We start from the raw sequence: 13,697 nt of genomic DNA on the forward strand, positions 1-13,697 counted from the left end.
GCTCCTGATTTCCCTCAAGCAAAGACGCCATCGACAGACCGCTTCCATATAAAAACAGGGCTGCCTCAGCTTCGTGACAGCCCTTTATTATTGCAGCCGAGATTTTAGCTGCTCGATTTGTTCTAAAAATCGTTTCGTTTTTAGCGAAAGTCCGGAATATTCGTCATAATAGGCGGAAATAACGTGGTGTAATTCGTTTTTCGTTTCCTTCTTAACCGAAATTTTGCCCAACCTTGACAGATCAAGATGGTAAAAAAGCCGCAACAGCCTAACCGCTGCCGAAGAAAGAGAAAAGCGGTACGGATCCTTTTCCTCGCATTGATCGCAAAGAAATCCCCCTTCCTTTATGGAGAAGGAGAACCTCCCCTTGCTTCGCCCGCAAACCGCGCATCCGTCTAACGATGGAGGCAATCCGATCACCCGCAGCATTTTCATCTCGTAAATATATGTAAGAATTTCTAAATCGAGTCCGTCATTCATATATTTTAATGTCTGAAGAAGCAGCTCAAATAAATAAGGATTGGGGCGCCGCTCTTCCATAATTTTATCTGTTAGCTCGACGACATAAGAAGCATAAGCTGTTGCAAAAATATCTTCGCGAATCCCTCTCAGTGCATCAATGATTTCACCTTGATGCAGGCTTCCTACTCCGCGACTCTTTTGAATTAAATAATGTCCATAAGTAAATAAGTGCGTCACAGAAGAAAGGCGACTGTTTGGCTTTTTCGCTCCTCGAGCCATAACAGCCACCTTTCCCCATTCTCTCGTCAGCAAGGTAACAATTTTATGAGTTTCCCCGTAATCAATCGTTCGAAGCACAATTGCTTCGCATTTTTCAAACAATATGATCACCACCAAGCTGGAAAAAGCAGCTTAGAAAATCGGCTGGTCCATTTCCGTAAACTCGATTTCTTGTTCATCGCCATTTGGCTGATGCTCCCTCTCAAGCTCTTTGAAAAGGAGATATGTGTCGATATTCCCCGTTTGGCTAAACAGCTTCCACGTAAATTCTAGCATCGAACCACACCTTTCCGCCTGTAGGATCGCTTTATAAAGGTTGCGTGCAAGCAGCGCTTACACGTTCAATAAGCTATTTATAGCTTGGCTTCCCTACAATCAATTTATGTTACACAAAATTTGTTAATATTCGTCCTCTCTAAATCCGAAATCGCGCAATTGAGATAATTTATTTCGCCAATCCTTTTGGACCTTAACCCAAAGCTCCAAAAACACTTTAGAACCTAACAGCGCTTCAATGTCTTGACGGGCTCGTTGCCCAATTTCTTTTAGCATTCGCCCTTGCTTTCCGATAATGATGCCCTTTTGTGAGTCACGTTCAACAATAATCATCGCGCTAACATAAATGGTGTGATGATCTTCTGGGCGTTCAATTGAATCAATGACGACTGCAATGGAATGAGGAACTTCCTCGCGTGTTAAATGAAGAGCTTTTTCCCGAATTAATTCAGCGATAATAAAACGCTCGGGATGATCCGTTATTTGATCAGCAGGGTAATATTGCGGACCTTCCGGTAAATATTTTTTTATTTGCTCGATTAGCGTTTCGACATTGTTTCCTTGTAGCGCTGAAATCGGCACAATCTCTGCGAACGGATATTGTGACTGATAATGCTCAATAAGAGGTAGCAATTCGTCCGGATGCACTTGGTCGATTTTGTTAACGACTAAAAACACCGGCGTTTTTACTTCCTTCAGCCGCTCTATGATGAAAGCATCGCCGCGGCCGAATCCTTCTTCAGCATTTACCATAAACAAAATTAAGTCGACTTCTTTTAAAGCGTTTTGCGCCACCTTCATCATAAAATCGCCCAGCTTATGCTTTGGCTTGTGGATTCCAGGCGTATCAATAAAAATGATCTGTGTGCTTTCCGTTGTGTATACGCCTTGGATCTTATTGCGTGTCGTTTGCGGTTTATCGCTCATAATGGCGATTTTTTGACCAATGACACGGTTTAAAAACGTTGATTTTCCTACATTTGGTCTACCGATAATGGAAACAAATCCTGATTTATACTGTTCCTTATTCATGCAAATCCTCCGCTGAAAATGCTCCTGGCAATAATTCTTTTACTGTTAATTCTCGAATGTCTCCTTTTAAATTGGTCAAAATGATTTTCATATCTGGCGGACATAATTCAGCAATCACTTGACGACACGCTCCACAAGGCGGGACCGGACGGGAGCTGTCAGCAATCACCGCTAATGCCGCATAATCGGTGTCTCCTTCAGAATACGCTTTAAACAACGCTGTCCGTTCTGCGCAGTTGCACACGCTATAAGCGGCATTTTCGATATTGCAGCCGCGGTAGACTTTGCCGTTTTTAGTTAATAAAGCAGCGCCTACTTTAAACTTGGAGTACGGTACATAAGCATACTCTCTCGCTTTTTTAGCTTCAGTGATCAATTCCTGTGTATGCAATGATGCTCTTCCTTTCTTTTCGAGGAAAAACTCCTCCTTTTTATTTTACAGGAAATCAAGAAATTTTTCATCTCTATTCATGTATATATAACAGAAAAATTCGAATTTTCTCATTTCAATACCCAATTATACAAATGTGGCAGAAAAAGGATGGCTCCTATCATAACCGCCATGATCGCACCAAGCAAAACAGCGCCGGCCGCTATGTCTTTGGCTGCTTTGGCAAGCGGATGAAAGTCTTTTGTTACTAAATCGACCGTCCGTTCAATCGCCGTGTTCACCATTTCTAAACTGATCACCGCGCCAATTGTCAACAGCAATATAAGCCATTCCCATTTCGTAAAATGAAAAACAATAGCGAAAACAATGGCGATAGCAGCAAGCATAAGGTGAATTTTCATATGCACCTCTTCCCTTACTGCTGCCACCATTCCTGACCACGCATTTCGAAACCGTTTCCATCGCTGACGCCACTGCTTCATCGTTTATCGTTTCAACCCGTATTGTTCCAGAATTTGCTCTTGCTTAGCAAACATTTCCTTTTCGTCTTCCTCTGTTTCATGGTCATATCCTAACAAATGTAAAAAGCCATGCACAGCTAAAAATCCTAATTCTCTCATAAAGGAATGGCCGTATTCTTTCGCTTGCTCTTGTGCTTTCGGAACGGAAATAATAATATCTCCTAATACCGGCGGTGCATCTAATCCAATGATTTCCGTTTCTCCTTCCCCCATCTCTTCAAGTGCAAACGAAATCACGTCGGTAGGTTGATCCTTCCCGCGATACTCACGATTAATCATCCGGATTTGTTCATTATCGACAAAAGAAATGCTAACCTCCGCCTCATCTGGAATCTGTTCAACGTCAGCCGCATAATTCAATAATTTGGAAATGACCTCCATCTGCTCATCAGTTACTTCATTTGTTTCGTCTAACCAATCAATATGTAGTGCCATTTTTTCTTCACCTTTTCCTTCTCTTCTCGTTGATGCCCCTTCGATAAAAAGAGACCCATCATGTTAATGGGTCTGTCGCATGACCGGGCTATAATAATGTTTAAATCACGAAGACCGCGTTTGTCAAATATTATTTTCATTTAAAGAATCGCGGCCTAACCAACGAATTTCGACTGCCTTTATGCTTGCAGCACAAATAGTTGCTGATTTACGCCCTTCGCCCGTAAACCCCTCGTTTTTTCATCATACCATAAATGCAGCTCCATGATAAATTTCTATCTATTGGCTGAAAAGAAGCCTTCCCTATTCTTATACGCCCGCTTGATCATACGCTTCAATAATTTTTCCGACAAGCGGATGGCGAACAACATCAGCCTGCTCCAAAAAGACAAATGAAATGCCGCTAACAGATGATAAAATATCCTTGGCTGCAGCCAACCCAGATTGAACGCCCCTAGGCAAGTCAATCTGAGAAATATCGCCTGTAATAACCATTTTCGAGCCAAATCCAAGCCTTGTTAAAAACATTTTCATTTGCGATGGCGTTGTATTTTGCGCTTCATCCAAGATCACAAATGCATCCTCAAGCGTGCGCCCTCTCATATAAGCAAGCGGTGCAATTTCAATCGTCCCTCGCTCGATGAGACGCTGTGTATGATCAGTACCCAATATATCATGAAGAGCATCATAAAGCGGACGTAAATACGGATCCACCTTTTCTTTCAAATCTCCTGGCAAAAAGCCTAAATTTTCTCCCGCCTCGACTGCTGGACGAGTTAAAATAATTCTCTTGATGTATCCATTTTTAAGTGCATGAACAGCCATAACGACTGCCAAATAGGTTTTTCCTGTTCCCGCCGGGCCGATGCCAAATACAAGATCATGCTTTTTAATCGCCGCTACATATTGGCGCTGTCCTAATGTTTTGACGCGAACCGGCTTTCCTTTAGCGTTTTTCGTAATCTCTTCCTCATATAACTCAATGAAATACTCTAGCGTGTTGCTTTTCGCCATTTGAATCGCATACATCACATCGCGTTCGCTAATCGTGACTCCCTTGCGAATCACGATGAGCAGATGGCGCAGCACCTCATCAACGAGCCGAACGCTTTCGCTGTTTCCTGAAACGTGCACGGCATCTCCCCGCGTCACAATCGAAACGCCCAGCTCCTGCTCAATTCGTTTTAAATGAACATCATGAATGCCAAAAAGGGCAATCGCCTCATTGGCATTTTCTAATTGCTGGCTAATCGTCACAAACTCCTCTGACATCCCTTAATCTCCTTGAACAATAGGTTGTGGTATCGCAATATTTTCAACTACTTGGTAATGAATCTCTACTTTTACTTTACCATTCTCTTTGGTTGCATGCAAAATCTTTTCACCTACAATGGAAGCATCTGTTTCTAGTTTGCCCTCCAGCTCATTTCGCGCCATTTCTTTTGCTTTCTGCAGCGCTTCATTCCATGTATAGCTCCGCTTAACCTCCTCGTTTTCCCGATAAATCACCCGCTCGTAATAAATCGGCAGCTTCCATCGCCAGAACTGCAGGGCCCTTTTTTGGTTTTCGGTTTTATAATGGCTAAATGGCGGTTTTTTAAACCCCCAAACCGGAAGTGAAAAAGAACCAATCGCTATATAATGCTTTTCCATATACTTTCCTGTGTATACTTGAAACACGGAATCAAACGGCAAGACAACTGTAGACTTGTACCATGTTTCTCCAAAAATTTTTCCACGAGCCGGCACAAGCTTCGTTTTCCCCTCTTTTCCAATAATTCCTGACACTAAAACTTGTCCTTTATTCACATAATCATGAACAGCAACAAGCGGTTGTCCCTCTTCGACAAACATATGAGTGATGACGGCTTTCTTTTTCGCCACTAAATGGCGTACCCCCACCGCTTCCGGTTCCTTCGGCTTCTTTTTTTCTACCACTTGAAAGTAAAAGGTCGTCCCCTTTAATTCAACCCCGACCCATGTAATGGTTTCAATGCGATCGGTCAGCTTCTGTTGAATTACTTCAGGAGGATCTAACAGAAATTGAAAAGCTCCTTTTTCAACCCCCATTTGCTTGAGTTCCTTCAAAATGCGGTATTCTGTTTCCGGCTTAGCCCCTTCGATCCGAACATTCCAGACCATGTTAGAAAGCAAAAAAACAAGCGCAAAAAATAAAAAGATTCCGATGAGAAATCCAGTATTTCTGAGCATTTTTTTCCCCAAAAAGGGCAGACCGCTTTTTCCGATAAAAAATAGTTTACAATCGCTTTTTCGCACCATTACTCGCATAGCTGGAACGTCTTTTAGAAAGATAAAAAAAGTTGCTGTGTGTTCATCCTGCTTTTTAACATTCCAAATATGAATGCCATTTCGCAAGCATTTATTTACAAACCGTTCGATTCCTTTTCCCTGAACTTTAACCTTTACGCTTCCTGATAAAAAATTCATCCACTTGTTCTTCATTTTTTTCCTCCCCAATGCTATTCATCTAAATAAATGACATGATGAATTTTTCCTTCTAATAAAATTTCCTCAGGTAGAATCGTCTTGATAACAAATTGCTCGCCGCGAACAAGAAGCTGTCCTTGCTTTAAAAGCAAGCGCAATTCTTTATCACTAAATGTTAATAATCCGCGATGGTTTTCGATATAAATATGTATGTGTCCAATCATGGTAATACGGGGAAGGTCCATCACTAGATCAGCAGGCAGTTCTAACTGGTTTGTCAACCAATTTCTCACTTGCTGGCGCCACTTTTTCATCATCGAAAAGAACCCCCTTTCATCTCATACATATGAAAAAAAATAGGTATGTAGCACATCTGACATAAAAAAAGAAGCCTTGGCATAAGCCAAGACCGTTTACATTATGTATCAACCCCTATTTTTCGCATCAACGCTCCCCTACATGACATGCTGCATTTTTAGGTAACATCGATACATGTCAGTAAGAGAAGGAAGGTTTGCTGTTCCCTACCTTCAGGCTTTTTATCATAAGAAAAGCGCCCGCCGAGGAGAGCTCGAATCAAGCTTGATCCTGTGCGAGTCGAAACTCCACATGTCGCCGCAGCAGCGTGGGGCGACTTGAGCCGATGCAGCTTGAAGTTAGACAGCACCTGATTTCTTTCAAAAAACAAGAGACAAATTCTGACATAAAAAACAATCCCCTACAGATCGACGCTGAAGAACGAAACGGTCCTTCATCTTGATCTGTAGGGGATTGGTAATGTCAATCATTTATTTCTTGTTACGCTAAGTGCTGCTGAACAAGTTTATTAACGAGAGAGCCGTCCGCCTTTCCTTTTACTTTCGGCATGATTGCTCCCATCACTTTTCCCATATCAGCTTTTGAAGAAGCTCCAACCTCGGCAATCGTTTCTTTAATAATGGCTGTTAGCTCTTCTTCTGTAAGCTGCTTAGGCATATATAGCTCAAGTATGCGAATTTCTTCTTTTGTTTTATCAGCAAGGTCTGAACGACCAGCGTTTTCGAACTCTTGGAGGGAGTCTTTACGTTGTTTTAATTCGCGAGAAAGTACAGTCAGCTCTTCATCTTCAGATAATTGGCCCTTTCCAAGCTTGATCGCTTCGTTCTGCAACGATGCTTTGACCATCCGAATGACGGAGAGTTTTTCTTTTTCTTTGTTTTTCATCGCTTGCTTCATATCATCGTTTAAACGTTCAAGAAGACCCATAAATACACCCTCTTTTAATGCTTGCGCTTTCTAGCCGCTTCAGACTTTTTCTTGCGTCTTACGCTTGGCTTCTCATAGAATTCACGCTTTCTTGCTTCTTGTAACGTACCTGTTTTTGAAACAGCACGTTTGAAGCGACGAAGAGCATCTTCAAGCGATTCGTTTTTACGAACGATTGTTTTTGACATCTTACTTCCCTCCCTCCGAACAACGCCACTTGCATTTGTATTACTAAACATGTACCTGTCAATTATAATATATCCGATAAAAGAGGTCAACTAAAAAAGCAGTCATCGTCTCTCCTTCTTGTCCATACAATGGTGATGAAAGGAGAGAAGGACATGTTGTCATTATTGATCTTATTTAGCGTTTATATTAGCATTTTTTTGCTTGGAATGTTTATGCTGAAAGCAGGTCTCTACGCTCTTTCTGGCCATCGCCTGAAGAAATGGCTGCTGCATTTTACGAAAACACCCTTTCAAGGATTTCTCACAGGAACAGCGCTTACCGCTCTTCTGCAAAGCAGTTCGGCGATGATGATCATCACCGTAGGCCTTGTAACAACCGGCTATTTAACATTTCGCCAATCGATCGGCATTATTTTAGGCAGCAACATAGGCTCTACCATCACAACGGAAATTATTACGCTTGATCTGGGAGCAAGTGCTATTCCCATGCTGCTGACCGGAGCTTTTTTTGTCTTTTTTCTTCGGCATCGCATCAGCTACAGTATCGGTATGATCTTGATTGGGCTTGCCTGCTTATTTTTTGCCATGAAAGGATTTGGCGATCTTGCAAAGCCGCTTGCTTCTTACCCCGTTGTCTACGAGTGGCTAAAAAAGACCGATCGCTCTAATCTATTAGGAATTGCTGTCGGCATGCTCCTCGCGTCGATTATTCAGTCAAGCGCAGCGACGATCGGTATTACGATGGGCTTTCTTCATGAGCATTTGCTCACATTGCCGGCCGGTATTGCGATTTTACTTGGCGCCAATATCGGAACATGCGTAACGGCCCTTTTAGCCAGCATTGGTACAAGCCAGGAAGCAAAGCTTACAGCTTATACGCATTTATGGCTGAACATTGCTGGAGTAGGTATTTTCTTTTTTCTCATTCATCCTTTAGCTTCCTTTGCCGGCAGCTTAGCTGCCAAACCTGACGTCCAGCTGGCGCATGTCAGCGTTTTATTCAATGTTCTTTGCTCAGTCGCCGCTCTGCCATTCACTCGCTTCATTGAAGCGTGTATTACCTTCATCCATAAAAAATAACTTGCATATTAATAATCAGTAAGCGCCGTTTTTCCTTGAACGATCGCAACACCAGAGCTTGTACCGATGCGCGTCGCTCCCGCTTTCACCATCGCTTCGGCTCCTTGAAGATCGCGGACGCCGCCAGACGCTTTCACACCCATATCCGGTCCTACCGTTTGGCGCATTAATGCGATATCTTCAATCGTAGCACCACCGGTAGAGAAGCCTGTAGATGTTTTGACATAATCAGCCCCTGCTTGTACGGCTAAGCGGCAGGCGCGCACTTTTTCCTCTTCCGTTAGCAAGCATGTTTCAATAATGACTTTCACAAGGGCTTTTCCTTTAGCCGCTTCGACGACAGCGCGGATATCACCTTCCACAAGCTCGTCCGCTCCGTCCTTTAAAGCACCAATATTCATAACCATATCGATCTCTGTGGCGCCATTAGCGATCGCATCTTTCGTTTCGAATGCTTTTGTTTCCGGAGTATTGGCTCCAAGAGGAAAACCAATGACTGTGCAAACTTTCACATCAGTGCCTTTTAGCAGCTCAGCTGCAGCCGCTACCCATGTTGGATTTACACAAACAGAAGCAAAGCCGTATTGTTTCGCCTCTTCACATAATTGAACAATTTGTTCCTTTGTTGTATTCGCTTTCAGCAGTGTATGGTCAATCATTTTTGCCAATTGATTTGCCATATGAATGCCGCTCCTTTCTGTTGAAATAGAGAAGTCTGACCTCTATCATCATACCATTTTTCAACCGCAAAAACTAGCCGACAAGCAAAATTTGTTCAATGAACCTCTCTCACTTCCACTCCGTTAAGAGGCGGGAAACTTCTCGATGGATGAGGTTAAAAAAAGCTCCCACCGAGCGGCGATGAACGCCCAAGCGCCGCCGACGAGAGCTCGAATCAAGCTTGACCCTGCACGAGTAGTTCAGCGATGAGGCTCCACGTGTCGCCGCTGCAGTGCGATGCGGAGCGACTCAAGCCGCTGGCGTTTGAAGCTGGAGACAAGATATCCATTCTGACAGAAGCAAAAAACCCAGCTAATCGCTGGGTTTTACGAGCTTAATTTCATTTTTTCCGTTATCTGATCAGATACTACGCGGACGAATTCTCCTTCATTATATGGATAGCCCGCTTTCGTAATTTTCACTTTTACAAGCTGACCGACCATTTCTTCAGTGGCTGGAAATTTTACTTTTAAGTAATTATCGGTATATCCAACGTATAAGCCACTGTCCGGCTCTTCTTTATATGGCTCTTCTGGAATGACTTCAAGCACTTGTCCTTCGAACTGCGAAGCATATTCCTTCGCCAATTGGTCAGAAAGAGCGATGAGGCGATGAACGCGCTCGTTTTTCACCTCTTCATCGACTTGGTCTAGCATGCGCGCCGCAGGTGTTCCTGTACGCTTCGAATATGGAAATACATGAAGTTCCGAAAACTGATGGTCACGGATAAATTCATACGTTTCCATAAATTCTTCTTCCGTCTCACCAGGAAATCCGACAATAATATCCGATGTGACCGCCAGCCCAGGCAGTGCTTCCCGCAATTGAACAAGCCGCTCAGCAAAAAATTGAGTCGTATACTTGCGGCGCATCCGCTTTAATACGCTGTTGGACCCAGATTGAAGCGGAATGTGCAAATGGCGGACAATTTTATCGGAACGCTTGAGAACTTCAATGACTTCATCGGTGATTTGACTTGCTTCAATGGATGAAATGCGAAGCCGCTTTAAGCCGACTACCTGTTCATCCATATCGCGAAGCAGCGCAGCAAAATTATAATCCTTCATATCTTCTCCATAGCCGCCTGTATGAATGCCTGTTAGTACGATTTCTTTATAGCCGGCATCAACAAGCTGTTGCGCTTGGCGAATGACTTCTTTCGGATCGCGTGAACGCATGAGGCCGCGCGCCCACGGAATAATGCAAAACGTGCAAAAATTATTGCAGCCTTCTTGAATTTTCAAAGAAGCTCGCGTCCGATCCGTAAAGGCAGGAACGTCCATTTCTTCATATACGCGGGTCTTCATAATGTTTCGAACCCCGTTAATCGGCTGGCGCTCTTGCTTAAATTGTTCAATATATTCAAGGATCTTGGCGCGATCCTGCGTTCCGATTACGATATCAACCCCAGGAATCGCCATAACTTCAGCTGGAGAGGTTTGCGCATAACAGCCTGTGACACAAATAACCGCATCAGGATTTTGCCGGATGGCACGCCGAATAACTTGACGACTTTTTTTATCGCCCGTATTCGTCACTGTGCATGTATTTATCACGTACACATCTGCATGAGTTTCAAAGTCTTTTCGTTCATAGCCCGCTTGTTTAAATAACTGCCAAATCGCTTCTGTTTCATAATGATTTACTTTGCAACCTAACGTATGAAAAGCCACTGTTGACATTATTCTCACCTCACCTTAATTCCCATTCATATGATGCAGCCGCTAATACATAAAGCGGGGCTGTTTCCGTCCGCAAAATCCGCGGTCCGAGGCCGCATGTGAAAAAACCGTTTTCCTGAAGCTTCGTGATTTCATGCTCCGCCAAACCGCCTTCCGGCCCAAATAAAACGAGCATCGACTGGCCCGGCTTCATCTGTCGCAAAACTTTTCGCAAAGCTGCTGCTTCTCCTTGCTTTGCTTCTTCTTCATAAGCAACCATACGATAGTCCAGCGTTCGGGCAAATTCAATAAACGGCTCCATAGACATCGGCTGGTAGATATCAGGAATGCGCGTGCGATGCGCTTGCTCAGCTGCTTCTTTTGCAATTTTCCTCCATCTTTCCAGCTTTTTATCCGCTTTTTTCGCTTCCCATTTAACAACAGAGCGAGCCGCCAAAAAGGGGATAAATGCAAAAGCACCAAGCTCTGTTCCTTTTTGAATGACCAATTCAAATTTATCTCCCTTTGGCAGCCCATGAGCAATGTAAATCCGTATTGGAAGCTCTGTTTGTTCCTCTATCCATTTTATAATGCGAAGCATCATATTCTCACTGGAAATTCGTACAATCTCACATAAAGCGGCTTTGCCGTTTTCGTTACAGCAAATAACCGCATCTCCCTCCCTCATGCGCATGACGCGTACCATATGGTGATAATCGTCCCCAGTCATGACAATTTGGTCATGATGAATTTGATCCTTTGAGACAAAATACCGTTGCAAACCGCCACCTTCTTTTCATGCTTTTCTTGCAATTAATGCGATCCAATCTTCCATCGCCAGTGTTTCTTCAATAACAAATCCAGATTCAATCAACTTTTCTTTTACCTCGTGTTTTTTCGCTTGAATAATTCCAGATGTAATAAAATATCCGTTTTCTTTTACCAGATGGTACGCATCATCTGTAAAACGCATAATGATTTCTGCTAGAAGATTGGCCACAATAATATCGGCCGGCTCCTTTACATTATCCAGCAAATTCCCTTGGGTGACCGATACGATATCTTGAACTTTATTTAATTTCACATTTAGCTTGGCGCTGTCTACGGCCACTGGATCTAAATCAAGCGCTTGAACAGAAGCGGCTCCAAGCATCGCTGCCGCAATACTCAAAATCCCTGATCCAGTCCCAACATCAATGACGGTATCACTTGGTTTCACACATTTTTCTAGCGCTTGAATACACATGACTGTGGTCGGATGTGTGCCTGTGCCAAAAGCCATTCCAGGATCTAGCTCAATAATAAACTCATCAGTGGAAACCGGTTCATAGTCCTCCCATGTTGGCACGATCGTAAATTTTTCAGAAATTTTTACTGGGTTATAATATTTTTTCCACGCTGTCGCCCATTCTTCTTCGTTCACTTCGCTGATCGTAATTTTATTTTTTCCTATATCAATATTATAGAGCATTAAATTATTGATCGCTTGTTTAATTTCCTCAACTGTTTCTCCTAAAAAACTATTGACTGGCAAATAAGCTTTAATGATGACTCCTTCATCCGGATAATCATCGGGATTTAGCTCATAAATTTCGCCAAATGTGGTATCACGTTCTTTTGTTAAATCAAAAGGGTCTTCAATGACAACTCCCCCAGCACCTGCTTCGTGCAAAATATTCGAAATCGCCTCAACTGCTTCTTGTGTCGTATGAATGCTGATTTCTGACCATTTCATAAATGTGTTTATTCCCCTTTAAACGCTTTTTTTACTTTCTCAAAAAAGCTATCTTGCGGTCCTTGGTGCATGCTTTGGTCTCCCAATTCATCAAATTCGCGCAGCAGCTGCTTCTGCTTTTCCGTTAATTTAGTTGGCGTCACAATGCGCACAATCACATGCTGGTCCCCTTGACCATATCCGCGCACATTGGGCACACCTTTTCCTTTTAAGCGAAATTTTGTACCTGTTTGTGTGCCTGCTGGAATTTTCAATTTTACTTTTCCGTGAAGCGTCGGAACTTCAATTTCATCACCAAGAGCTGCCTGTGCAAATGTCAGCGGAATTTCACAATAAATGTCATCATCATGGCGTTCAAAAAATTCATGCGGCTCTACACGAAACACGATATATAAATCGCCCGCTGGACCTCCGTTTATGCCTGGTTCTCCTTGTCCAGCTACGCGCAACTGCTGTCCGTCGTCAATACCTGCTGGAATTTTCACATGAATTTTTTTCCGCTTTTTCACCCGACCGCTACCGCCGCAAGTCGCACATTTTTCCTTAATAAATTGTCCTGTGCCTCCGCAATAATGACATGCTCTGCGATTCACAATGCGTCCAAACGGCGTTGCCTGCTCTATGCTGATTTGTCCCGTTCCGCCACAATGTGAACATGTTTCCTTTTTCGTTCCCGGCTTTGCTCCTGATCCATGACACGTATCACACGTTTCTTCGCGAGGGATTTCAATATCCGTTTCTTTTCCAAACACTGCTTCTTCAAATGTCAGTGTCATCGTATATTGTAAATCAGCACCAGCCCGCGGAGCGTTCGGATCACGCCGTCTTCCTCCACCAAAAAAGGAGCTGAAAATATCCTCAAAACCACCAAAACCGCTAAAGCCGCCAAAATCAAAATCATCGCTTCTAAAGCCGCCAAAGCCTTGATTAGGATCCGTATGACCAAATTGATCGTAATGGGCACGCTTTTGATCATCGCTCAATACTTCATAAGCTTCTTTGATTTCTTTAAATTTTTCAGCTGCATCTGGTGACTTATTAATATCTGGATGATATTGTTTTGAAAGTTTTCGGTATGCTTTTTTTATTTCATCTTTTGTCGCTGTTTTGCTTACCCCGAGAACCTCATAGTAATCTCGCTTTGTCATCATCATCCACTCCCGATTCACTCACATAAAGCTAATTGTACCATCCATTTCTTTATATATGCAATAGATGTTATTT

17 protein-coding genes are annotated in these 13,697 nt (G+C 43.1%); 1 reads left to right on the forward strand and 16 read right to left on the reverse strand.

All coding sequences use genetic code 11. The features are described 5' to 3' along the window. Window positions 1-87: 87 nt before the first annotated feature. From recO to rpsU, 11 genes are all read right to left on the reverse strand, one after another. A complete protein-coding gene (gene recO, locus AT864_RS01980) occupies window positions 88-843 on the reverse strand; it encodes a DNA repair protein RecO (RefSeq protein ID WP_066145913.1) in 756 nt (251 codons plus the stop codon). A gap of 30 nt (window positions 844-873) precedes the next feature. Next, window positions 874-1,017 carry a YqzL family protein gene (locus AT864_RS17415; protein ID WP_080862293.1) on the reverse strand — a complete coding sequence of 48 codons (144 nt, stop codon included), beginning with the start codon at window positions 1,015-1,017 and terminating at the stop codon, window positions 874-876. A gap of 123 nt (window positions 1,018-1,140) precedes the next feature. Beyond that, a complete protein-coding gene (gene era, locus AT864_RS01985) occupies window positions 1,141-2,049 on the reverse strand; it encodes a GTPase Era (RefSeq protein ID WP_066145915.1) in 909 nt (302 codons plus the stop codon). Further along, window positions 2,042-2,440 carry a cytidine deaminase gene (locus AT864_RS01990; protein ID WP_044744561.1) on the reverse strand — a complete coding sequence of 133 codons (399 nt, stop codon included), beginning with the start codon at window positions 2,438-2,440 and terminating at the stop codon, window positions 2,042-2,044. The genes era and AT864_RS01990 overlap by 8 nt, the downstream gene beginning before the upstream one ends. A 110-nt stretch (window positions 2,441-2,550) precedes the next feature. Beyond that, window positions 2,551-2,922, reverse strand: a complete 372-nt coding sequence (locus AT864_RS01995) for a diacylglycerol kinase family protein (protein ID WP_044744562.1) — start codon at window positions 2,920-2,922, stop codon at window positions 2,551-2,553. 3 nt (window positions 2,923-2,925) lie between these two features. Beyond that, window positions 2,926-3,396, reverse strand: coding sequence for an rRNA maturation RNase YbeY (ybeY, locus tag AT864_RS02000; RefSeq protein ID WP_066145917.1), 471 nt, complete (start codon window positions 3,394-3,396; stop codon window positions 2,926-2,928). Window positions 3,397-3,705: 309 nt separating this feature from the next. Next, window positions 3,706-4,668, reverse strand: a complete 963-nt coding sequence (locus AT864_RS02005) for a PhoH family protein (RefSeq protein WP_044744564.1) — start codon at window positions 4,666-4,668, stop codon at window positions 3,706-3,708. Between the two features lie 3 nt (window positions 4,669-4,671). After that, window positions 4,672-5,859 (reverse strand): sporulation protein YqfD, encoded by a 1,188-nt coding sequence (yqfD, locus tag AT864_RS02010; RefSeq protein ID WP_066145920.1) that lies wholly within the window; start codon window positions 5,857-5,859, stop codon window positions 4,672-4,674. Window positions 5,860-5,876: 17 nt separating this feature from the next. After that, entirely contained in the window at window positions 5,877-6,161 is a 285-nt protein-coding gene (gene yqfC, locus AT864_RS02015; RefSeq protein WP_044744566.1) for a sporulation protein YqfC, read from the reverse strand. A 481-nt stretch (window positions 6,162-6,642) separates the two neighbouring features. After that, window positions 6,643-7,089 carry a GatB/YqeY domain-containing protein gene (locus AT864_RS02020; RefSeq protein ID WP_044744567.1) on the reverse strand — a complete coding sequence of 149 codons (447 nt, stop codon included), beginning with the start codon at window positions 7,087-7,089 and terminating at the stop codon, window positions 6,643-6,645. Window positions 7,090-7,103: 14 nt separating this feature from the next. Beyond that, on the reverse strand, window positions 7,104-7,277 hold the full coding sequence (rpsU, locus tag AT864_RS02025) for a 30S ribosomal protein S21 (RefSeq protein WP_027407847.1): 174 nt from the start codon (window positions 7,275-7,277) through the stop codon (window positions 7,104-7,106). A 153-nt stretch (window positions 7,278-7,430) separates the two neighbouring features. Here rpsU and AT864_RS02030 point away from each other — a divergent pair, with 153 nt between their 5' ends. Next, window positions 7,431-8,357 (forward strand): Na/Pi symporter, encoded by a 927-nt coding sequence (locus AT864_RS02030; RefSeq protein WP_066145923.1) that lies wholly within the window; start codon window positions 7,431-7,433, stop codon window positions 8,355-8,357. Window positions 8,358-8,365: 8 nt separating this feature from the next. Here AT864_RS02030 and deoC read toward each other — a convergent pair whose 3' ends face one another. The 5 genes from deoC to dnaJ all read right to left on the reverse strand — a co-directional run bounded on the left by deoC (window position 8,366) and on the right by dnaJ (window position 13,621). Beyond that, window positions 8,366-9,037: a deoxyribose-phosphate aldolase gene (gene deoC, locus AT864_RS02035; protein ID WP_066145926.1), complete on the reverse strand. Its 672-nt coding sequence runs from the start codon at window positions 9,035-9,037 to the stop codon at window positions 8,366-8,368. A 366-nt stretch (window positions 9,038-9,403) separates the two neighbouring features. Beyond that, the gene (mtaB, locus tag AT864_RS02040) at window positions 9,404-10,759 is read right to left on the reverse strand and encodes a tRNA (N(6)-L-threonylcarbamoyladenosine(37)-C(2))-methylthiotransferase MtaB (protein WP_066145930.1); all 1,356 of its coding nucleotides are present in this window, start codon (window positions 10,757-10,759) and stop codon (window positions 9,404-9,406) included. A 10-nt stretch (window positions 10,760-10,769) separates the two neighbouring features. After that, complete coding sequence (locus tag AT864_RS02045) at window positions 10,770-11,519, reverse strand: 16S rRNA (uracil(1498)-N(3))-methyltransferase (RefSeq protein ID WP_066145933.1); 750 nt, start codon at window positions 11,517-11,519, stop codon at window positions 10,770-10,772. A gap of 15 nt (window positions 11,520-11,534) precedes the next feature. Beyond that, on the reverse strand, window positions 11,535-12,473 hold the full coding sequence (prmA, locus tag AT864_RS02050; protein WP_044744572.1) for a 50S ribosomal protein L11 methyltransferase: 939 nt from the start codon (window positions 12,471-12,473) through the stop codon (window positions 11,535-11,537). 8 nt (window positions 12,474-12,481) lie between these two features. Continuing rightward, entirely contained in the window at window positions 12,482-13,621 is a 1,140-nt protein-coding gene (gene dnaJ, locus AT864_RS02055; protein ID WP_044744573.1) for a molecular chaperone DnaJ, read from the reverse strand. Between the last annotated feature and the right edge of the window lie 76 nt (window positions 13,622-13,697).

Source organism: Anoxybacillus sp. P3H1B, from assembly GCF_001560855.1.
In the GTDB taxonomy this organism is placed as follows: domain Bacteria; phylum Bacillota; class Bacilli; order Bacillales; family Anoxybacillaceae; genus Anoxybacteroides; species Anoxybacteroides rupiense.

Bases quoted from the DNA above. Each gene is read 5' to 3' on its own strand.
- AT864_RS02005 (WP_044744564.1), bottom strand. From the start codon at position 4,668: ATGTCAGAGGAGTTTGTGACGATTAGCCAGCAATTAGAAAATGCCAAT.
- AT864_RS17415 (WP_080862293.1), bottom strand. From the start codon at position 1,017: ATGCTAGAATTTACGTGGAAGCTGTTTAGCCAAACGGGGAATATCGAC.
- rpsU (WP_027407847.1), bottom strand. From the start codon at position 7,277: ATGTCAAAAACAATCGTTCGTAAAAACGAATCGCTTGAAGATGCTCTT.
- AT864_RS01995 (WP_044744562.1), bottom strand. From the start codon at position 2,922: ATGAAGCAGTGGCGTCAGCGATGGAAACGGTTTCGAAATGCGTGGTCA.
- ybeY (WP_066145917.1), bottom strand. From the start codon at position 3,396: ATGGCACTACATATTGATTGGTTAGACGAAACAAATGAAGTAACTGAT.
- era (WP_066145915.1), bottom strand. From the start codon at position 2,049: ATGAATAAGGAACAGTATAAATCAGGATTTGTTTCCATTATCGGTAGA.
- dnaJ (WP_044744573.1), bottom strand. From the start codon at position 13,621: ATGACAAAGCGAGATTACTATGAGGTTCTCGGGGTAAGCAAAACAGCG.
- AT864_RS02030 (WP_066145923.1), top strand. From the start codon at position 7,431: ATGTTGTCATTATTGATCTTATTTAGCGTTTATATTAGCATTTTTTTG.
- yqfD (WP_066145920.1), bottom strand. From the start codon at position 5,859: ATGAAGAACAAGTGGATGAATTTTTTATCAGGAAGCGTAAAGGTTAAA.
- yqfC (WP_044744566.1), bottom strand. From the start codon at position 6,161: ATGATGAAAAAGTGGCGCCAGCAAGTGAGAAATTGGTTGACAAACCAG.
- prmA (WP_044744572.1), bottom strand. From the start codon at position 12,473: ATGAAATGGTCAGAAATCAGCATTCATACGACACAAGAAGCAGTTGAG.
- deoC (WP_066145926.1), bottom strand. From the start codon at position 9,037: ATGGCAAATCAATTGGCAAAAATGATTGACCATACACTGCTGAAAGCG.
- mtaB (WP_066145930.1), bottom strand. From the start codon at position 10,759: ATGTCAACAGTGGCTTTTCATACGTTAGGTTGCAAAGTAAATCATTAT.
- AT864_RS02020 (WP_044744567.1), bottom strand. From the start codon at position 7,089: ATGGGTCTTCTTGAACGTTTAAACGATGATATGAAGCAAGCGATGAAA.